General features: G+C 39.2%; 18 protein-coding genes and 1 pseudogene. 8 read left to right on the top strand and 11 right to left on the bottom strand.

The genetic code is table 11. The features are described from left to right. Positions 1-179: 179 nt before the first annotated feature. Complete coding sequence (locus FD723_RS14725; RefSeq protein ID WP_179065966.1) at positions 180-764, bottom strand: hypothetical protein; 585 nt, start codon at positions 762-764, stop codon at positions 180-182. A gap of 668 nt (positions 765-1,432) precedes the next feature. Between FD723_RS14725 and FD723_RS14730 the strand changes: the two genes are divergently transcribed. Further along, positions 1,433-2,329: an alpha/beta fold hydrolase gene (locus FD723_RS14730; RefSeq protein ID WP_179065967.1), complete on the top strand. Its 897-nt coding sequence runs from the start codon at positions 1,433-1,435 to the stop codon at positions 2,327-2,329. Between the two features lie 364 nt (positions 2,330-2,693). Here the strand turns inward: FD723_RS14730 and FD723_RS14735 are convergent, their stop codons facing one another. Then, positions 2,694-3,227: a DUF4330 domain-containing protein gene (locus tag FD723_RS14735; RefSeq protein ID WP_179065968.1), complete on the bottom strand. Its 534-nt coding sequence runs from the start codon at positions 3,225-3,227 to the stop codon at positions 2,694-2,696. A 393-nt stretch (positions 3,228-3,620) separates the two neighbouring features. Here FD723_RS14735 and FD723_RS14740 point away from each other — a divergent pair, with 393 nt between their 5' ends. Beyond that, positions 3,621-4,484 (top strand): M48 family metallopeptidase, encoded by an 864-nt coding sequence (locus tag FD723_RS14740; protein ID WP_179065969.1) that lies wholly within the window; start codon positions 3,621-3,623, stop codon positions 4,482-4,484. Between the two features lie 88 nt (positions 4,485-4,572). On the opposite strand, the gene FD723_RS14745 is transcribed toward FD723_RS14740, so the two are convergent. After that, entirely contained in the window at positions 4,573-5,328 is a 756-nt protein-coding gene (locus FD723_RS14745) for a metallophosphoesterase family protein (RefSeq protein ID WP_179065970.1), read from the bottom strand. A gap of 270 nt (positions 5,329-5,598) precedes the next feature. Here FD723_RS14745 and FD723_RS14750 point away from each other — a divergent pair, with 270 nt between their 5' ends. Together FD723_RS14750 and FD723_RS14755 are read left to right on the top strand one after the other, a co-directional pair. After that, complete coding sequence (locus tag FD723_RS14750; protein ID WP_179065971.1) at positions 5,599-5,883, top strand: DUF2470 domain-containing protein; 285 nt, start codon at positions 5,599-5,601, stop codon at positions 5,881-5,883. A 104-nt stretch (positions 5,884-5,987) separates the two neighbouring features. Further along, positions 5,988-6,215: a DNA cytosine methyltransferase gene (locus FD723_RS14755; protein WP_256875184.1), complete on the top strand. Its 228-nt coding sequence runs from the start codon at positions 5,988-5,990 to the stop codon at positions 6,213-6,215. On the opposite strand, the gene FD723_RS14760 is transcribed toward FD723_RS14755, so the two are convergent. From FD723_RS14760 to pheT, 6 genes are all read right to left on the bottom strand, one after another. After that, a complete protein-coding gene (locus FD723_RS14760) occupies positions 6,195-6,989 on the bottom strand; it encodes a Tab2/Atab2 family RNA-binding protein (protein ID WP_179065972.1) in 795 nt (264 codons plus the stop codon). The genes FD723_RS14755 and FD723_RS14760 overlap by 21 nt on opposite strands. An 81-nt stretch (positions 6,990-7,070) precedes the next feature. Further along, the gene (locus FD723_RS14765; RefSeq protein WP_179065973.1) at positions 7,071-7,340 is read right to left on the bottom strand and encodes a YciI family protein; all 270 of its coding nucleotides are present in this window, start codon (positions 7,338-7,340) and stop codon (positions 7,071-7,073) included. A gap of 65 nt (positions 7,341-7,405) precedes the next feature. Continuing rightward, the gene (locus tag FD723_RS14770; protein ID WP_179065974.1) at positions 7,406-8,536 is read right to left on the bottom strand and encodes an ATP-binding protein; all 1,131 of its coding nucleotides are present in this window, start codon (positions 8,534-8,536) and stop codon (positions 7,406-7,408) included. After that, a complete protein-coding gene (locus FD723_RS14775) occupies positions 8,529-10,910 on the bottom strand; it encodes a WD40 repeat domain-containing protein (protein WP_179065975.1) in 2,382 nt (793 codons plus the stop codon). The genes FD723_RS14770 and FD723_RS14775 overlap by 8 nt, the downstream gene beginning before the upstream one ends. 1 nt (position 10,911) lies before the next feature. Beyond that, positions 10,912-12,477: an AAA family ATPase gene (locus FD723_RS14780; protein WP_179065976.1), complete on the bottom strand. Its 1,566-nt coding sequence runs from the start codon at positions 12,475-12,477 to the stop codon at positions 10,912-10,914. 337 nt (positions 12,478-12,814) lie between these two features. After that, positions 12,815-15,265: a phenylalanine--tRNA ligase subunit beta gene (gene pheT, locus FD723_RS14785; RefSeq protein WP_179065977.1), complete on the bottom strand. Its 2,451-nt coding sequence runs from the start codon at positions 15,263-15,265 to the stop codon at positions 12,815-12,817. Positions 15,266-15,546: 281 nt separating this feature from the next. Between pheT and FD723_RS44135 the strand changes: the two are divergent. Together FD723_RS44135 and FD723_RS14790 are read left to right on the top strand one after the other, a co-directional pair. After that, positions 15,547-15,723: pseudogene (locus tag FD723_RS44135) on the top strand (hypothetical protein). A 469-nt stretch (positions 15,724-16,192) separates the two neighbouring features. Then, positions 16,193-16,819, top strand: coding sequence for a Uma2 family endonuclease (locus tag FD723_RS14790; RefSeq protein ID WP_179065978.1), 627 nt, complete (start codon positions 16,193-16,195; stop codon positions 16,817-16,819). Between the two features lie 161 nt (positions 16,820-16,980). Here the strand turns inward: FD723_RS14790 and FD723_RS14795 are convergent, their stop codons facing one another. Then, the gene (locus tag FD723_RS14795) at positions 16,981-17,343 is read right to left on the bottom strand and encodes a response regulator transcription factor (RefSeq protein WP_179065979.1); all 363 of its coding nucleotides are present in this window, start codon (positions 17,341-17,343) and stop codon (positions 16,981-16,983) included. Between the two features lie 47 nt (positions 17,344-17,390). Next, positions 17,391-18,776, bottom strand: a complete 1,386-nt coding sequence (locus tag FD723_RS14800) for a response regulator (protein WP_179065980.1) — start codon at positions 18,774-18,776, stop codon at positions 17,391-17,393. Positions 18,777-19,533: 757 nt separating this feature from the next. On the opposite strand from FD723_RS14800, the gene FD723_RS14805 reads away from it, so the two are divergent. After that, positions 19,534-20,208, top strand: coding sequence for a VWA domain-containing protein (locus FD723_RS14805; RefSeq protein ID WP_179065981.1), 675 nt, complete (start codon positions 19,534-19,536; stop codon positions 20,206-20,208). A gap of 49 nt (positions 20,209-20,257) precedes the next feature. Further along, a complete protein-coding gene (locus FD723_RS14810; protein WP_179065982.1) occupies positions 20,258-21,040 on the top strand; it encodes a PP2C family serine/threonine-protein phosphatase in 783 nt (260 codons plus the stop codon). The last annotated feature ends 13 nt before the right edge of the window (positions 21,041-21,053 follow it).

Below are 21,053 nucleotides of genomic sequence, written 5' to 3' on the forward strand. Positions count from 1 at the left end.
ACCTAATTGATTACGAAATTACTTATTGTATAAGTTTTACTATGGATGAAGAAAGAATGAAGGTTAAAACCACAAAATGTCTGGTTTGATAGACAGACAGTAGACTAGTACAGCACAGCGCTAATTAAGATACCATTTTCGACGGCTCAGAGCAAGGGCATCTTGTACGTAAGTCTTAATTAAAGACAAAAACGAAAGTTATCAAGGGTGAATTGACCATCAAAAGCACAGAAGGTAACGCTGTAGATGTTATTCACATTAATAGATAATAAGGTATTAGGGGAAATTGCCGAGTCTGAGTTGGCAAGATTAGAGGTTGGTAGTACAGTTTGACCGAGCAGTTGCCGATCGCGATCGTAGGCGGAAAGCACTAGCCGTTGCGAACTAGTGACAAAAGCACTAACTGAATTAACCGGACGTAAAAAAGTAGCTTCTAAAAATCCGCTTTTGGGCGCTCCCATTAAGACTGTTAGCCCTGAATAGGTTGGAAATGCTGGATTTGATGGTTGTATCGCTAGAGAATTATGAAAAATGACTCCCCAGCGTTCATATTGCCGCTCTACTGCTTCAAAACACTTCAAGTCTTCTAAGTCTAAAGAAATACAAGTAGGTACAGTAATTCTGGCAGTATCAATAGCTGACTCAACCTGACCCCGCCAAGCTGAAGCTTTAATTTCGTTTTGTATACTAAAGTTGTCAAGTGCAAATTTAGCGTCTTCAATCGTTAGTAGTTTATTTGATTGAAGAGTAGCCTGCTTTCCCATGACATCCCGCCTTACCATTACTGAGATAATAATCAGATTATTTATACATCAAATACTATTTTTTCCACATCATATAGAAGTAGAATTAATAGCTTACTAAAACAAGCGTTTTCACTATTGTTGACGCTCAAAATTATTTATCGGTTTTTTGATAGATTACCATAAAAACTTATGCTGAATTCCGGCTGGAGTGATACTCACTACCATGAAAAACCCTTATAAAACAGTATTTTCAACGTTAAGTTACTTTTTATCATGAAAAAAAATCACCAAATCTTTACAAGTAATCCAGTAATTTTATATCTACTTAATCTGACTATGGCAAGAAGTCTTAGGTGATTGGTTCGTGGATAATAACAATGACCATGAAGTTTGAACTAAACACGTAAACATTCAAAGTGACTAAAGAAGAGGTGGGGGCAATACCTTTCGGTTAAGGGTAAAAGGGGAACAGTAAAAGGAAAAAGAAAAACCTTTAACCTTTACCCCTTAACCTTTTCCCCAAACCCAATTTCAAGTTAAAAATGCTTAACCGAACAGTATTGGAGGTGGGGGAGGAAAGATGGGTGGACGTGGAGAAATAATCAAATACTTTCTTTGTATCCCTGTATCCCAAGTTTCTTTTTTCACTGATGCCAACTAATCACTACACTTAACAAAGAATACTTATGTTTCAACCACTAGGATTTGAACAACGCTCCATAAATACCTCACTAGGTAGGATGATATATTATACTGCTGCTGGAGCGCCTTGGGAGGGCGATGTGACTGCCAAAGACGATCGGGAAACTTTGGTATTCCTGCACGGCTTTGGTGGTGGATCTTCTGCTTATGAGTGGTCGAAAGTCTATCCAGCTTTTGCGGCTGAATATCGGGTGATTGCGCCAGATTTGCTCGGTTGGGGTAGGTCTGAGCATCCACCACGGAGTTATAAAATTGAAGATTATTTGACGACGATTCGGGAGTTTTTCGAGCAGACTTGTACGGGGCCAGTAACAGCGATCGCTTCTTCTTTGACCGCAGCATTTACAATTCGAGTAGCAGCAGATCATCCTGATTTATTCAAGTCTTTAATTCTTACCACCCCCGCCGGACTTTCCGACTTTGGTGAAGACTACTCACGTAGCTTTTTTGCCCAGTTAGTTAGCGTTCCCGTTGTTGATCGTTTACTTTACAGCGCTGGAATTGCTACTAGTGGTGGTATTCGCGGTTTCTTAGAGCAACGGCAATTTGCCAAATCCAATCGAGTCTACCAGGAAATTGTAGATGCTTATCTACAATCTGCCCAACAGCCTAATGCTGAGTATGCAGCACTATCCTTTGTACGTGGCGATTTATGCTTTGACTTATCCCTTTACATTCAACAGTTGACGACTCCCACTGCCATTATTTGGGGAAAACAGTCAGAGTTTACAGCGCCTTCAATTGGTCGCCGCCTTGCCGAAATCAATCCCCAAGCAATCCGATTTTTTCAACAGTTGGAAGATGTCGGATTAACACCACAGTTAGAATTGCCAGCAGTGACAATCGGTCTAATTCGCAAATTTTTACCTCTGCTTAATTAGGGACTTCCAAATAAAAAAATATCCAACTATTTATTGTGGGGTGGGCGTCTTGCCCGCCCCACAAGATTGGATAATTTATTTCTTGGAAGTCCCTTAACAGGATCAAAACTCCCCTTGTGGTTTCAGGGTATACAGCACTTCCGGCAGCTATGAGGTACATCCTTAAATCTGAAAGCTTTGATAGGAGAGGGCAAGGAGAAAAACTGTATTGCATAATAGCCGTAAGTACTGTATATAGTCATCCTGAATTATTGGTGATAAACAAGATCCCCGACTTCTTAAAGAAGTCGGGGATCTGCGGGTTTTAATTCTCACAAATCAAATAGGATTACTATAGAAAATAGTATCAACAAAAGTGAGAATACTATTTGTCTTTTAATCTAATATCAATGACAGTTGCATTGAAGTTGTAATTAAAGCCTTCTAACTCAAATGGCATCCCAATTTTTACTTTACTGTTACCCAGAACTGGCCCACTTTCAGTAACTTGGGCTTTGCCATCTAAAGTCAAAAGAAAATCTGTACTATAATTGTTGGTCTTGGGATCTGGAAGTTCTTTGACAGTGCCATCAGGTTGGAAAACATTGACTGTTCTAGGTAGCTGTTGAATAGATTTGATCTCAATCTGTCCGTAGGGTTGGTTGCGGATAATTACATTAGTTTTTCCGCCTTTTTTTAACCCATTGTCGATTAATTTTTCTGGGTCACGTACATTCAAACCACGAACTACTAAATCTACTTCAATGGGTACTGTTTTCGCACCAACTTGGGCAACAGAACCAGAAGTGCCAGGAAAGACAAAAATGCCAAATATCACTAGCAGAATTACCAGTGCAGCACCTAAATCTAGGAGGTTTATTTTGCCAAACAACCGACCTTTGGAATCTAAAATAGCCATAAAAACTTTTCCGAGGTAATAGCGAAGTAATTGATTGTAGCAAGAAGGTTTTCGATGGGAACGGTCATTTTCCCTATTTGGTAATAACTTAAAGCATCCGAGAGTTGCGGTCATGCGACAGTTTATCACGAGTTCGTAAGTTCCAAGGAGCAGCAGCTAACCCTCAAACTTTTACTTGTTAAGACTGACGCAGCTAGAAAGTAAAATCTAGTGTTTAAGCCTATCTTTAGAGAGAATCACTAGTCCCCCGCAGTTCGGTAGATTTGCCTAAGAATTATCTGTATAACAACTCCTTTAGGCTGAAGTTAAGAATGCAACTTAGAATACTTTAAATCCGTCTCATAATTTGTCCCATTATTTTATGTTCTCCCGAAATAATCTTCAGAGCGTATTATGTTCAACTGGAAAGGTTTTGTTACAAATTACCGTGTGTGGCGGCGTCGCTGGTTTTATCCCCTAATTTCGGTGGTAGTTGCCTTGAGTCTATGCCTAAGTACACCCTTGCCTGGAAGAACTTTAGATTTCTTGCCTCTTCTACTCCAAGGTTTTCAGGCATTTCAGCTTTCTAATATATCTCCTAATCAAGAAGTTGATCTTGGTAAGCAGATTAATCAGGAATTAGTCAGCAGTCAAGTCCGGCTTTACCGCAATCCCGAAGTTAATCGTTATGTAGAACAAGTTGGTCGGCGTTTAGCAGTAAATAGCGATCGCCCCAATCTCCCCTATACTTTCCAGATAGTTCAGGATGACTCTATTAACGCCTTTGCGACCTTGGGCGGCTATGTATATGTCCACACAGGTTTGCTGAAAACCGCAGACAATGAAGCGGAATTAGCAAGCGTACTCGCCCATGAAATTGGTCACATTGGCGGAAAACACGTAGTCAAGCAGATGCAGCAAAAAGCCCTTGAAAGTGGTCTCTTAACAGCTGCCGGCTTAGATCGGAATTCAGCAGTACAAATTGGTGTACAGTTAGCGCGAGACTTACCACGCAGTCGTCAAAATGAATTTGAGGCCGATCAAAGAGGACTACGAACTTTGACACGCACTGGTTATGCCCAGTCTGCAATGGTCTCTTTTATGCAAAAGCTGCTGAAAAAGGGTGGTTCTGCGCCAACATTTTTGAGTACACACCCTGGAACTAGCGATCGCATTGATGCCCTCAGACGTGCAATTAACTCTCAACCTAGTAATGAAAAATATGGCTTGGATAATGCTAGTTATAAAGCTAATATTCGACCATTAGTCGGGTCTTGACAAATTGGGCATTGGGCATTGGTTATTCCCCTTACCTCCTCTGCCCCTCTGCCTCCTCTGCTCCCCCTGCTCTCTTATCTCCCCACTCTCAATTCTGATGGCGGCGATCAACTTTAATTTTGGCTGGATCAACGGTAATTACAACCTCTTCTAGAGGCAGGGTACGGATATAGTTTTTAAAGATATTAACTTGATAAACTAACTGATTTGTGACATCCAATCCAGTCAACCAACCACTCCGGGGATGATAAGCGCCAGTATCTATGTCTAGCCATCCCCTTCCTTGCGCTAGTTTCCCAGGGGAAACACCTGGCAGGGTAAAGGTAATAGTGTGACCGATAATAATTTGCTTATCTGGGAAGTAGGGTTTTTCAATGCTGTGAAATTCCTCTCGTATCCAGCACAGTTCATCGGCTGTTTGTTCTGTCACCGACTTGGAAGGGTCAACACCAGCATGGGTTAACCAAATATCCCCCAAATCAAGGTATGTAGGCAAAGCTTTTAACCAATCCAGATGGTCGTCAGGAATTGGAGCTTCTTGGTAACTGGCTACTGTAGCTTGCCCTCCACCATACAGCCATGCTTGCATCGTCGAAGAGGAAGTCCTTTCATTGGTCAAAATGTTTAATAACATCTGCTCGTGATTTCCCAGTAAACATGGGTAGTTATTTCGTTTGACAAAATTAACTACTTGTGCGCTATGAGGCCCGCGATCGATTAAGTCTCCCAGAAAATAGACTTGATCTTCTGAGGTGGGGGCGATCGCCTCCAACAATGTCATTAAGCCTTCATAGTGCCCATGCACATCCCCAATTACAATTCGTCTGGGGCTAGTTTCGCTCATTGTCTCTTAGCTGCAATAGTTTGGCTAATACTTCTGCTACAGTTTACGCTGTCTGCTTTCCGCAATAGAAGGTAAAAATACTGAATAAGTTTTATTTTAATTTAATTGTTGTACGAGTAATAAACTTAACTTATCAAATATATACAAGGGCAGTTGTTTTTTCAGATATCACTTATAATGACGATGGCTGAAGACTAGCTTTTTCTACTAATTTGAACTACTTAGCTGAAAATTTAGGCTCTTGCCATATTCATCACTTTCAACTTCCCAATGTCTAAGGATTTCTCTACTGAAATTAGTTCGCGCATCTGCAAACACATGAATGACGATCATGCTGATGCTGTAGTTATTTATGCTAAAGCTTTTGGCGGTGTTACAGATGCGATCGCAGCCGAAATGCTGTCAATTGATGCACAGGGTATGGATTTAACAGCGCAAGTGAATGGGGAAGCTATACCAGTTCGCATCCAGTTTGATCATGTTTTAGCAGATGCGGAAGATGCCCATCAAACTCTGATTGCAATGGTGAAGCAGGCGCGGGTGAAGGCTAAGTAAGTTACATAGGTTTTCAATTGAATAGACTACACGCGTAGGGGCACAATATATTGTGCCCCTACAGTAATTTTTATTGCACGCATTTGAAAATTATTTTTATCCCTATGGATAAAATTCGGTTTGTGGATTTATTTTCAGGAATAGGGGGAATTAGATTAGCTTTTGAACAGGCGGCTCATTCTTTAGATATAGAAAGTGAATGCGTTTTAAGCAGCGAAATCAATACAGATGCTCGATTCGTTTATGAAAAAAACTTTTCTCAAACAGCTTTAGGTGACATTCGATTAGAACAATATTTTTGGCAATTAATATTAATTTTCTGTCTGCAATAACCAAAAGCCGCTATAAGTCATACCAGAATCATCGGGTTGAACTAATAAAAAATGTAATCCTCGGCTTTGCTGTTTGCGTTGTTCAAATGCTTGGGCTGCTGTTGTAACTTCTGGATCTTCAAATGTGGCAACAATCCACCTATCCACTAAACCAGCTTCTAATATTAAGCCATCCGGTGCGCCAGAAATGTAGTTCAAGCCTACGGGACGGGCTTGTTGCAACCATCGTGCTAGACGCATTGATTGCCGTCCACCATAAATTACCACACCGGGAACTGGCAGCGTTGAGGACAGACCCAAATTGATGGGTTTGAGATGTTCTGGGATGTGCAAAATGGGAATGGGGCGATCGCTAAATCTCGTTTCTACATCACTAGCAGCTAGAGTCGCAAAACGCCATTGTTCTCCCCAGAGATTCTCTGGTAATGGTGCTGGGGGTGGTTTATCTAGGGTTGAGGGATATTGCTTTTCTTGTAACAACTGCTTCAACGCCAAAGTGTGACGGGTAGGTTCGACATTAATACCTAAATTGCGTCCAGCCGCTTCAATTAAACTGAGAGACTGAGGACGAAACACTTGAATCACATCTGGCAATTTTTCACCAGATGCTAACTCAAGTTGAGTAGCAACCCAATTAGAATTTGCTGCTGACTGGAGACAGCTAGCTTCGTATTTAAAACTGCGAGTTGCGTCACAAATCAACAACTCCCATAAAATTTGTCCAGATGCATCTTGTGAGGGACGACGATAAAAATCAACCTGCCAAATTTTCATTATGTGGGGAGTGGTATGAGGGAGATGAGGGGGATGAGGAAGAAATAACTAATACCCCATGCCTAATGACTAATGACTAATTTAAAAAGCCTGAATCCATTCTTTGACAGAATATTCAGTCCAGATGCCATTTTTCCAGTAGGGATCGTTTTCAATCAACTGGCGCACGATCGCTTCGTCTTCGGCTTCGTAAATCCCAAAAATTTTTGTAACATCTTTGGTGGGGCCAATGGTAATCAGCACACCGGATTCTTTTTGTTTTGCTAATCCGTCTAAATGAGCTTGACGATGGGGGACGCGTTTTTCGAGAACGTCTTCGCAGTAAGTTCCCCAAAGTACATATTTAGTCATAATTGCTTGTTACTCCTAGTGGTTAATAAGATATTACTCTGGCGGTTTCTAAGCGCCATTTTAACTCAAACTTTAGACTCAAGTTGTTGCCTCAACCAATCACGAAAGCTAGCATGATAAATACTATAATGGATTTGTGCTGCGATTGATTCTAAATGTAAAAATTCTCGCCACTTGTCTAAAATTACCTTGATTTCATATTCATCTGTATCTAATCTTTCTGCGATCGCTTCTATTGATATTGATTGCTCTTGAACTAAGATATTTAACACCTGCAAAGCCATCGGTTGCTGTTTACTGGTTGCTAAATTCATTTTTTCCCAATGATTTTGGTAATAGAGTTGTAAATTGGGTGGGTAAATATCCTTATTAATAGCTGCTAAGATTTCTTTAATATACATAAAATTGGTTTCATCATCATTAAAACCTTGCTCTGTCATGTTGAGCGAAACATCTCCGAGATGCTGATCTTCGCTAAGGCTACGTACCCTGCGGGAAGCCGCAGAAGCGTCTACAGAATGAGATGATTCATTTAAATAAGTCTTAATATATTCTTGGATATCAGCGCGGTTTTGTTCAGGGTAATTTGATAAATCTAAAGATTGGGATGGAGTTTCAATTAATAATCCTGATTGGTTTGCTAAAAAAGGACGACGAGTAAGGATAAAATAAACTTTTTCTGGTATATAGCGGGGTAAATATAAAATATTTGAACCGCGTGCTTGATTGTTGATATCAATCCTGTCACAACCATCTATAGTAATAATTAAACGTTGTTCTGGATGCAATCTAGCGCTGATTTCTTGTAGTAATAATGATAAAAGCCCACTGTTTTCTGTGGTAAAATCAAGAGAGTTAGGTGTGAGATTTTTACTACCTTGATGTTGGGCAATTTCTATTAATTGAGTGCAAATCATTGTCAGAAATTCATCAGCGCGATTTTTCCCTGTAATTTCGACATTGTAATAGACTATTCCGGGATTTTGGCTGACATAATGGGCAATAATTGCACTTTTACCAATCCCAGGATCGCCGATAATAGTAAAGTAGCCCCGGTCAGATTGATTGAGAAAGTTGTTGATAGCAGCAAAGACAAATTCACGACCGACAAAGTTTTGATTTTTAGCGTTGATGATTTGCTGAAATTCTGGGGGATATCTGGGGATATTGATTGTATTTGGAGTAATGTTATTCATTTTCTGAACCCCCTTCTAAACGGAGAAAATGAACCCGACCTGAACTTTCACCTGCTGCAATTGTCAATCCATCTGGGGAAACTGCACAACATATAATAGATGCATCACCAGTAAAAGTAGAAATTTCATTTCTAGTTTCCAAATCCCATAATTTTAGAGTCTTATCATCAGAACCAGAAACGGCTTTTTTGCCATCTGGTGTAATCGCTACTGACCTTACCCAATTTTCATGACCTCTGAAAGTATGAATTTCTTTTCCTGTTTCTAAATCCCACAATTTCATAGTTTTATCATCAGAACCAGAAATTGCTTTTTTACCATCTGGTGTAATTGCTACTGTTTTTACTCTGTGGGTATGACCAAAGAGAGTAAAAATTTCCTGATTTCTCTCTAAATTCCATAGTTTTAGGGTGTTATCCCAAGAACCAGAAATGGCTTTTTTACCATCTGCTGTAATCGCTAAAGACCAGATTGCACCTCTATGACCCCAAAAAGTATAAATTTCTCTTCCTGTTTCTAAATCCCATAATTTTAGAGAGTTATCTTCTGAAGCAGAAAGGATTTTTCTACCATCTGGAGTAATAGCAACTGCCCAAATTGAACCATGATGACCTCTGAAAGTATAAATTTCCTTTCCTGTTGCTAAATCCCACAATTTTAGGGTGTTATCAGATGCACCAGAAACGGCTTTTTTGCTATCTGGGGTAATTGCTACTGCTTGTATCCAGGAGTTATGACCTGTATTTGCATACTCATCTAAAGGAAGAGTTAGAATTTCTGTTCCTGTTTGCAAATCCCACAGTTTTAGAGTTTTATCATCAGAACCAGAAACGGCTTTTTTACCATCTGGTGTAATTGCTACTGTATTTACCCAATCATTATGACCTGTGAGGGAAGAAATTTCTTTTTTTGTGTCTAAATCCCACAATTTTAAAGTTTTATCATCTAAACCAGAAAGGGCTTTTTTGCTATCTGGGGTAATGGCTACTGTATTCACCCATTCGTTATAACCAGTGAGGATAGAAATTGATTTTCCTGTATCCAAATCCCAGAGTTTTACAGCTTTTTTGCCATCTGGGGTAATGTCTAATTTATTTCCTGAATCATTATTATTTGTATAACGTTTAGAAGGAAGGGTAGAAATTTCCTTTCCTGTTTCCAAATCCCACAGTTTCAAAGTTTTGTCATAAGCGCCAGAAACAGCTTTTTTACCATCAGGTGTAATTGCTACTGTTCTTACCCAATTATGATGACCAGTCAGGGTAAAAATTTCTTGACTCGTTTCTAAATCCCATATTTTTAAAGTATTGTCATCAGAACCAGAAACGGCTTTTTTACCATCTGGGGTAATGGCTACTGTTCTGACCCAACTGTTATGACCTCTGAGAGTAAATATTTCTAAATTAGTTTCCAAATCCCATAGTTTTAAAGTGTGGTCATCAGAACCAGAAAGGGCTTTTTTACCATCAGGTGTAATTGCTACTGCATTGACACAACTGCAATGACCAGTGAGAGTAAAAATTTCTTTACCTGTTTCTAAATTCCATAGTTTTAAAGTGTGGTCGTCAGCACCAGAAAGGGCTTTTTGACCATCTGGTGTAATTGCTACTGCATTGACGCAACTGTAATGACCAGTCAGGGTAGAAATTTCTTTACCTGTTTCTAAATTCCATATTTTTAAAGTATTATCATCAGCACCAGAAATGGCTGTTTTCCCATTTGGGGTAATTGCTACTGCATTGACATAACTATAATGACCAGTGAGAGTTAAGATTTCCTTTCCTGTCTCCAAATCCCATAGTTTCAGGGTATTGTCATCAGAACTAGAAACGGCTTTTTTACCATCAGGTGTAATTGCTACTGCTCTGACTGAGTTATTATGACCTGTGAGGGTACGCAGTAGTTTTCCGTCAGAAGTGGTTAAGCTGGCTGTAATAGGTCGAAATCGCAGAATTTCATTTTTACTGTTTGCTGCATCATTTAATATGTTCTGAATATCTGAATTTTGAAAACTCTGCAATCTTCCCCATAATTGCCCTACTAATTGGGTTTTATCTTGATTTAAAACATGGGCTGATAATTGTAGAGTATGTTGGATTAATTTCAGAGTTTTAATTTTTTGGGTTTCCAGTTGTTCGTTTTCTTCTAAGTTCTCTAATATTTCCGGTTCTTCAATTAAGGAATAATCCCTAATTAGAGCTTCTATTCCAAATTTGGGATATTGAATTTTCAAAGAAATAAAATCAAAATCTGTGAGAGTTTGATAATAAATTTCTGAGTTTCCCACTTTTAATTGTTTTTCAGGAAACTGGCCTATAAATAAACTTTGAAATTCATCAGTTTTTAAGGCTAATTTATTGGCAAGCCTGCCCATTTTATTCTATCTCCTTTGCCATATAATTAGCCATACTCTTATTAACTTCTCTAAACAGCTTTCGATTTTTATCGAATTTATCTTGTCCTTTGAGAAATTCCAGAAAACTACGATGATAAATACTATAGTAAGTTTTTCGTTCTTGTTCATTTACTTTCGGTGTTACATACTCAATCCAATCATTCAACACCGATTTCACATCATATTCATCCTCATCAAGAATTTCTGCAATCATATTTAGAGATATTGGCTCACCTCTTTCTACCAATATGTACAGTATTTTTACCTTCTTTTCATTAGATTCATTATCCATGCCCATCCGATTCCAATGAGTCGTATAATAGTCATGAAGACCTTGTGGTAATCCCTTTAAAGTTAAATCATTGTATTTACCTTCAGAGATTCCGGGTAATAGATATCGCAAATATATAAAATTATTTTCACTCTTGACAGCTATTTCCTGAATAAAACTATCTTCAGAAATATTGCGCTCATTAATCCAAATTCTTAGTTGATGATCATTCTGTAAAAATAAGTAAATATACTCTTTGACATCTTCTCTATTCAAAACTGTAAAATCACTTTTTGTCAAATCTAATTCATTTACAGGAGTATCTGGAGACAAAGTTAAACGTTTTGTTTCTTGATTATAAGGTCTTCTAGTCAATAGAAAATAGACTCCATCGGGAAGATTTTGTGGTAAATCTAAGAGATTACTATTTCCTTCTTGTTCTACTTCATCTAGTGCATCAACAACTATGACAAGTTTTTGTCCTTTTAGTTCTTCACTGGCTTTTTGCAATAAAGTCCTTAAATCGGCATTGTCTGCATTTTGGAGGGAATAACGCTTAATTAATTGTTGACGAATACTTGCTAAAAACTTTTCTGGTTTGTTGCGTCCTTCTGCGAAAACATTAAAATAACAAGGAACCTTAGTAGCTAAAATATATTTAGCAGCGATCGCACTTTTACCCATCCCTGCATCCCCAACCACCGTAAAATAACCTTTGGGTTGAGTGGTGAAGAATTTTTGAATAGCTTTGAACACAAAATCACGACCGCAAAATAAGCGTGTTTTTTCAAATATTAAGGCTTTAAATTCTTTGGGATAAACATCTAAATTCCAATCTGGGTAAGGCTGATATCGTGATGCTTTCGTTTGTTTAGCAACTACAATAAACACTTCGCCAAATTCTTCTAATTCACCTAAAAAATTGATTTTTGCATTGATAATCTGCGTTTTTAGTTCGCTATTTTGATTAAGGAATTTTTTTGTATTTTCTACAAACTTAGAGGGAGTATTATTACTATAAGCATCCCAAAAATAATCTTTAATTACCCTCTCTCTAAACAGGTTTAAAATTGCGTCTGGCTTAAATATACCATACCTTACTAGAGCGTAAACATAAACAGTATCAACATCATCAGGAATTTGGGTAGGATTGAGTTTTAATTCCTGTAAAACTTTGATGACAGCTTCGTTTTTTTGGGCTTGTTTAATGATTATTTGACTAGCTTGAGGAGCATATTTACTAATAACAGAAGTAATGGCGGCAAATTCTATCATCGTTGATTACCGAAAATTTACTATTTTAGTATGAGTGATATTATACAAAATTTTATAGTAAATACTGTTAAGTAATATTGTAATATTATAGATGTAACACTTCTTTATTCAGGCAAATGAGATTAGTCTGATTAGGGACTGACAAATAAAAAATACTCAGCTATCTCTTGTGGAATGGGCGACACGGACGCCCGTAAATAAGGGCGGACAAGATGTCCACCCCACAAGATTGGATAATTTATTTGTTAGTAATCTGTTAGAGGCGATCGCTACACCTGATGTATAACTTCATCAAACAGGTTGAACCGGAAAACAGACGCGATTAATCGTGTCTCTCCTAACTCCTCAAATTGACGCCGAATTTTTCCACCAAAGCTTCGCGGACTTTATTGTGTACTGGTTCAACTTCAGCCTCCGTAAGAGTGCGATCGCTAGCCCGATAAATTAACCGGAATGCTAAACTCCGCTGCCCTTCGGGGACATTTTCGCCCCGATATTCATCAAATAATTCCACTGATTCAAGCAAATCTTTACCCGCTTTGGTAATTACTTTTTCAATTTCGACAACTGAGATTTTCACTGGTGCGAAAAACGCGATGTCGCGATCGCTAGCTGGATAGGTAGAATAGGGCTGGAATGTCTGGACAAGAATTTCATCTTGTTCTAGAGAATCTAAAAGCACATCTAGATCCAACTGGAAAATGTAAACGGAATCTGGTAAGCCTTTTTCTCTTCGCAATTGGGGATGGAGTTGTCCAAAAATCCCCAGTCTATTACCCCGAATCCACAGAGAAGCGGTGCGCCCTGGATGTAAGCGTTCGTCGCGGCGATCGGGTTGGAATTCTACCTGCAAGGCAAGTTGCCGAAATACACTTTCTAAAATGCCTTTGGCTTCAAACCAGGTGATGGGTTCTTCGCGTCCACTTTTTGACCATTTGCCAACAGAAATATCCCCTCCCACAATCCCAGCTAGGGTTTCTGTTTCTTGTAAACCCTCTTCTTCTTGCCAGAAAATCTGCCCGATTTCAAAACCGTTCAGCGCACCATTACCCTGCTCTAAATTGTATTGAAAGGCATCAATTAACCCCGATATCAAATCGGTTCGCAGCGCCGAATATTCGACAAATAAGGGGTTTGACAGGACTATATTTCTGTCTTCTCCTGGTTTGACTAAAGAATAGTGGATTAATTCTGTCAATCCTTCAGCCCGCAGAAAAGCTCGTAACTTGCGAACCAGTTCTTGATCTAAAGGCAGATAACCAGCTTCCGCTTTTTCTGGTAAAGTATCGCAGAATTTGTTGTAGCCATAGAGACGGGCGATTTCTTCAATTAAATCAATTTCTCGCTCTAAGTCGCGGTAACGATAAGGTGGGACGGAAACTGACCACGTAGGTTGATGGCTGCTATCTTCTCCTGAAGAAGTTAACTGACACCCCAATGCAGTCAGGATGCGCTCAACATCTTGTTTTTGTAGTTCGCCTGTATCCTCTTCTAATTCGATGGGCCCCAATATCTGATTAACTCGGTCTAAACGCAGGGCGATAGAACGACTCCAGGTAGAAGGGTCGGGGCGGGTGTCGGCAATTTCCTGCTGGACAATAATTCCACTCGCTAATTCGCTAATTAAGGATAAGGCGCGGCGATTAGCTATTTCCAACTCAGCGCGGTTAACTCCCCGTTCATATCTGCCAGAAGCTTCACTTCTTAACCCAACACTACGTGAAGAACGGCGAATTGCCACAGAATCAAATAAGGCTGCTTCTAAAACTAGGCTTTGAGTACCTGCATGGACTTCTGTTTCTTCTCCACCCATGACTCCCGCCAGTGCAACGGGTTTGTCGTTAGCGGTAATTAATAAATTTTGGGTTGACAGGGTGCGAGTTTGTCCATCCAGGGTTTTGAGGGATTCTCCATTATTGACGAAGCGAACGCCAATGCTTAAATTTTCGCTACTTGCAACAGATTTTAGGCGATCGCGGTCAAAGGCGTGCAGTGGTTGTCCCCATTCCAACAAAACGTAGTTAGTAATATCCACAACATTACTGATGGGACGTACCCCAGCCGCCCGCAAACGCTGTTGCAACCATTCTGGAGATGGAGCAATTTTGACCTGTTCAATTACCGTACCGATGTATGCAGGACAAGCTTGGGTATCAGCAATTTTTAAAGCTAAATTTCCCGCACTTTTGGTAATAGAGACTTCACGAGGTTCAGGAATGCTCAACTTTCCACCAGTTAAAGCTGCTACTTCTCTGGCTACGCCTACCATACTCAAAGCATCAGCGCGATTTGCGGTTGCGGTCAGGTCTAAAATTACATCATCTAAACCCAACAATGGCCGCACATCACTACCCAAGGGTAAATTTTCCTGGGTAAAAATATGAATTCCGTCTACATCAGTGGGCAAACCAAGTTCCTTTAAAGAACAAATCATGCCCTGAGATGGGACACCACGTAGTTTTGCAGGTTTAATTTTTAAATCGATGTTGGGTAAGTAAGTACCCGTAGTTGCCACAGGTACATAGATATCTGCCTTCACATTGGCAGCGCCACAGACAATATTTAAAATCTCATCTGCACCGATATCCACTTGGCAAACACTCAATTTATCGGCGTTGGGATGGGGTTGACGCTCAAGCACTTTGCCGATAACCACGCCATTTGCCCAAGTGCGGCGATCTTCAATTTCTTCAACCTCAAACCCTGCCATTGTGAGGGTTTCGGCTAAGTCTTCTGGACTAAGTTTTATCTCTACTAGTTCGCGCAGCCAATTTAGAGAAATACGCATGGAGTGTGCTTGTTTTAGGAATCGTCTTTTGCTCTTATTTTAGGGTGTCTGCTAGCGATCGCTATTCACCCTGCAAATCATAGCCTTTCTTTCACATCAACAATCCTACTACGTTAGACTAGCAGAACAATCTTTGATGCTAATGTTTTCTTGGCGTCTTGGTCTGTCAATCAAGACTTACGCAAAAATAGCTAAAAAGCTTAATTTATCGAACCACTTTCTGGTGTGTCGGCTTGCACCAACGCGCAGCGTCTCGTAGAGAATAATTCGTAGAGATAAAAATGGAACCCACGATTGAACAGTTAAAGGCTTTCTACGATTTATGTGTGTGAGTAAGTAACCTACTACAAACAATTGAGCTAACCAGGTATGATACGCGATCGCAAAGAATAGTAGTACTAATAGGTCAAACAATTCAAGTAGAAATTTTGACTAACGGAGAGGAAATTATACAATGAGTGATTTAAGTTATCAGCAATTAACTGAAGCAGAATTACGGGAATATATAAAATAAATTCTTACATTTGGGCTATTTTTTCGATGGTACAGGAATACAAACCGATTACCTGTTTGATGAAAGATTGCACAAGTATTCTTTGCTTCTTTGCGCTCAATATCCAAAATTTGCTTTTGCATTAAGCTAAGAAGCGCATCACAGGTTATTTGTGACTCAATATGACTATCTTCGTGGTTTGTCACGATTTACCTACATACTTCAATTTTGGTACTTCAATTATCTTGTTTTATTTTGAGATCGCCAAGATACAGCAATGACCGTGGTGTTGCTTCCCACAGATGACCGTCAAGTACTGTTTCAACTAAAAAATCACGATGATTTATACCCATGTACTTAACCGTGGTGGAAAAGCTGTCCGCAGTCCCTTAGATTAGAGATAATATTTCCAAAGCAGTAATTCTCTATCATCTATGACTCGAACCATACCCAAGCTAGTAACCTTTGAGGAATTCGTCGATCGCCTACGTGAAAATTCTGGGGTACGCTACGAACTACATAATGGGGAAATCATTGAGATAGCACAACCAGTAGGGGAACACGAAGAAGTTAAAGGTTTTTTCGGTATTGAAATTCCTTTTGAAATCAAACGTCTAGGACTACCCTACATTGTCCCCAACCAAGTTATAGTTAGACCTCCTGAAAAAGATTCGGGTTACTTTCCAGATGTGTTGGTGCTAAATCGGGATAATCTGGCAAATGAACCGTTGTGGAAAAAACAATCTACCCTGAGTTTAGGTGCATCAATACCTCTAGTAATTGAGGTTGTATCAACTAACTGGCGGGACGATTACCACTTGAAATATGCTGACTATGAAGATATGGGTATCCCGGAATACTGGATTGTTGATTATGCCGCCTTGGGTGGACGTAATTTTATTGGCAACCCCAAACAACCAACAATCTCTGTCTGTAACTTGGTCGATGGGGAATATCAGATCACTAAATTTCGAGATAGCGATCGCCTTATCTCCCAAACTTTTCCCGAATTGAATCTCACCCCAAACCAGATTTTTGAAGCTGGTTTGGTTAGTTCGTAGTTGCTAATTCGTAATTTTCGACTGTTTTACTTCTCCAAGTCTCTAATACAGCACGGCGTAGATAAACCACCCATTCCCAATCAACGAAACGCTCACGCAGTATTCATATCTACTACACTCTGCACCCCTTTGCCCGTCTGTTCCTTTGCTCCTTACTCCCCTCACTCGACAAGGGATTTGACCGCATTTAGTAATTGCTGTTTCGTAAAAGGCTTAGTTAAATAAACGTTTGCACCTTGCCTCATTCCCCAAATCCGGTCAATCGGCTGATTTTTAGAACTACAAATAATAATGGGTACTTTTTGAGTTGCTGGATTTTTTTTCAGTTGACGGCAGAATTCAAAACCGCTAATTTCTGGCATGACCACATCAGTAATAATTGCATCTGGTTGGTGATTTATTGCCTTATTCATACCATCTTTAGCATCACAAGCTTTAATTACTGTGTGTCCACTATCTCTTAAAAAACTATTGATTAACTCCAATTGAGAAGGAGCATCTTCGACAACTAAAACTGTAGCCATATTAAATTATACTCACTAGCTTAAAGTCGTTATATTTTACCGTTAATTTAAGCCAAATGCATGAAAACTATTTTCAATAATTCAGCGCGGGTAAATGGTTTAGTCAGATATCCAGATGCCCCGACTAATTTCGCTTTTACTTTGTCTACAATTCCTTTATTACCAGTGACAAAGATGATAGGAGTTTTTTGAAATATTGAATTATTTCGTATAATCCGACACAACTCATAACCATCGATTCCTAGCATGTTTAAATCCAGCAAAATTAAGTCTGGTTTATGCCTTATAATTGACAAAACTGCTTTTACTGGGTCGTTAATAGTGACTACAGAAAAATTTTCGTTTTCTAAGAAATAGCTAATTTCTTTAAGAATTGTCGGGCTATCATCTACAGAAACGATTTTATGGACTTTTTTTGCTGTGACAGTAGCAGCCGTTACTCTTTGGGAAGCAGAATTTATGTTATTTGATATTGTTGGTTCCTGAAAGTTTTCTTTTGGAGGAGTCGAAATCTGTGGTAATCGCTGAACAGGAACTATTTTCTCTTCAGGAATATTTGGATAAGAATTGACAGTGGTACTTAGTTCTTGTTTAGTGTCAACTAACCCTGAAATCAATTTTGAGAAAAGTGATTGCTCCTCAAAAATCTTTGGTAATCTATCATAAGGTGGATCGGGTTCATGTAAGATAATCGCACCCTGAAGGATGTAAGGGTATAAATTGCGAGCTAGTTGGATTTCATCTTGATTCAAAATTGCAGCCAGATGACACAGGCTAAAACCCTTCATCCAAGTAGTTAAATCTGGCTGAAGTTTTGGTAACTCTTGGTTTTCAAGTTTACTGTTAATCAACAGATATGGACGTTGATATGGAGAAGAAATTCGGGGGACAAAAGCTTGCCAATTCTGTAATCTTACTTGGCAACGATCTAGAATCTTGTCTACATCTAGCCTGCAAATTTTTGTCATTCTACTAAGTGGTTCTGCTAATTCATAACTACCTTCTTTGATTAGCAAAAATGATTCAATCACTTCTTTAACTAATTCTTGAACCAGCACTGCTGCTTGCGTAGAATGTAAATGTTGTTGACTAACAAGCCAAGATATAGCCTGATACTCAGGAGGATAGTTTCTTGAATTGCTGTCATCTTCGATTAACTGACTGTGTACATCAGGTTCAAACATCAGCCTGACTTGAACACGAACTTCACTGCTAAGGAGTGGAATTTGGTGGCTGAGGCGACGTAAATGGCGTTCTAGTCTATCAAAGGGTTCTACTGAATGAGTGGCGTAAGTTATTTTGCCCTGCTCTAAGTAAATTGACCAAGAAACTGAGTTACTCAATGCTTGTAAGCAAGTACTGTCGGAGCAATTGGATAACTGTCTTAACAAACTGAGAGGACGTAGTTGGGTGAATGCGCCTGAGTTATTCATATTTTTCAAGTTTTTTGCGGAATCAAGAATCGAACATTTGTAGATTAAAAATATCAGTTTATGAAGTATTTTCTTCTTTGTAATATTTCTCTACGCACAAATTATTTCTTTGAAAATATGTATATATATTAAAAACTATAAGTTTTATAACCGATTTGTTACATTTGGCACGTCCTACTTAATTTATCTCAAAAAACAATTAGTGGGTATGAATAAAAGTAAATAATTATCATGGCTAGACTAACAGTAGATGTTAGTTGCTTCTAACCTTTACTGACTACTGACGAGTCTTGGGTGAAGACCTTAAATAATGACGTTTATTTATGCCTACTCAGAAAAGCAAGCAAATTTGATTACAAGTTAGCGCAGTTACACTGGTATACTTCTAGAGTTAACGATCTGAATTATGGTTAATTACTTTTCTCTTAAAGAACAGTTTTCCTACATAAAATCTTTAAAAAGTTATCTAGGAAAGTTTACGTATTTATTGTACTGTAGGTTTAATGGATATAAATTTTTGGTAGATACATTACAACAGGTAATGCTAGATTTTGATAAACTATTTTTTGCTAAACTAAAATCTACTCAAGTTCTTCTTAAATATATAGAGAACTTCATGAAAATAATTTGTTTAATAAAGATTAGAGCATCTACCACTAGATACTATATTCTATAGTCGCCGAAGCGACTAGCTGAAATTACATACTTTCGAGCAAAGGGAAATAAAGCTTTGAACTTTAACATAACACAAAAAGTTATGCATGATACATTAAGACTTGATGAAGTAGTAGAATTTGCTGAGAACCCAGAGCCACGTTGTCCTTGTGTACTTTTATTAGACACATCTGGGTCGATGCAAGGAGATCCGATTGAGGCTTTAAATCAAGGTTTACTCAGCTTAAAGGATGAATTAGTCAAAAATTCCTTAGCCGCAAGACGAGTGGAAGTGGCGATCGTCACTTTTGATAGTAATATCAATGTAGTACAAGACTTTGTGACTGCCGATCAATTCAATCCGCCTATTTTGACAGCACAGGGCTTGACTACAATGGGTGCGGGAATTCATAAAGCTTTGGACATCATTCAAGAGCGGAAATCTCAGTATCGTGCCAATGGCATTGCTTACTATCGTCCTTGGGTGTTTATGATTACCGATGGAGAACCGCAAGGCGAGTTAGAACAGATTGTAGAGCAGGCATCCCACCGCTTACAGGGAGATGAAGCGAATAAACGCGTAGCATTTTTTACGGTAGGTGTGGAAAATGCGAATATGACCCGTTTAAATCAAATAGCTGTACGTACTCCCCTGAAGCTGAAAGGGCTGAACTTTATCGAGATGTTTGTCTGGTTGTCAACTAGTATGTCAGCTGTTTCTCATTCTCAGGTAGACGAACAGGTAGCACTACCGCCGATTGGTTGGGGGACTGTTTAATTAAAATTGCAGCTTGGTGTTTACACAGCCGGCTGCTGGAAAAAAATCTATGAACATATCAAAACAGATTACTCAATGGCGGATTGTGGCTGCGTCTGTATGTGGTACGAGTCACTTAAAAAACAATCAATTATGTCAGGATGCTCATCATTGGCAGATATTGTCAGATAATGTTTTAGTGGCGGCGGCGGCAGATGGCGCGGGTTCTGCAAGTCTTGGAAAAGTGGGAGCAATGATTGCTGTGGAGACAGCAATAGAAAACATTTCAACCATTGGGCTAAACCGAAAAAGTTTGAGTGATGATGTCTATGTGCGATCGCTTTTAAATGATGCCATACTAGCTGCTAAAAAAGCTGTAGAAGCTGAGGCAGCGACTTCAGACAAACAGCCTCAAGATTTAGCAACTACCTTAATTATGACGGTTGCCACACCGGAAGTTGTCGCTGTGGCCCAGATAGGTGATGGTTTGGCAGTGGCAAAAGATCGTCTGGGCAATCTGTTGGCACTGACTATGCCTGATAGCGGTGAATATATCAACGAAACTACTTTTTTAACTTCGCCCAACGCCATAGACAGAGCCCAGATGAGATTATGGCGCACAGACATCGTAAATGTTGGTATCATTACCGACGGACTACAAATGTTAGCTTTGAATATGGTTGTTGGCGAACCTCACAAACCATTCTTTTTTCCCCTGTTTGAATTTGTCGCCAATACCGAAGATAAGACATTAGCTAAGGAGCAATTAGTAAAATTTTTACGCTCAGAGCGGATTACGCAACGCACCGACGATGATTTGACACTCATTATAGCCGCATTCAACGACTTATAAGCAATAAATTTAC

The organism is Nostoc sp. C052 (genome assembly GCF_013393905.1).
Taxonomy (GTDB): Bacteria; Cyanobacteriota; Cyanobacteriia; order Cyanobacteriales; family Nostocaceae; genus Nostoc.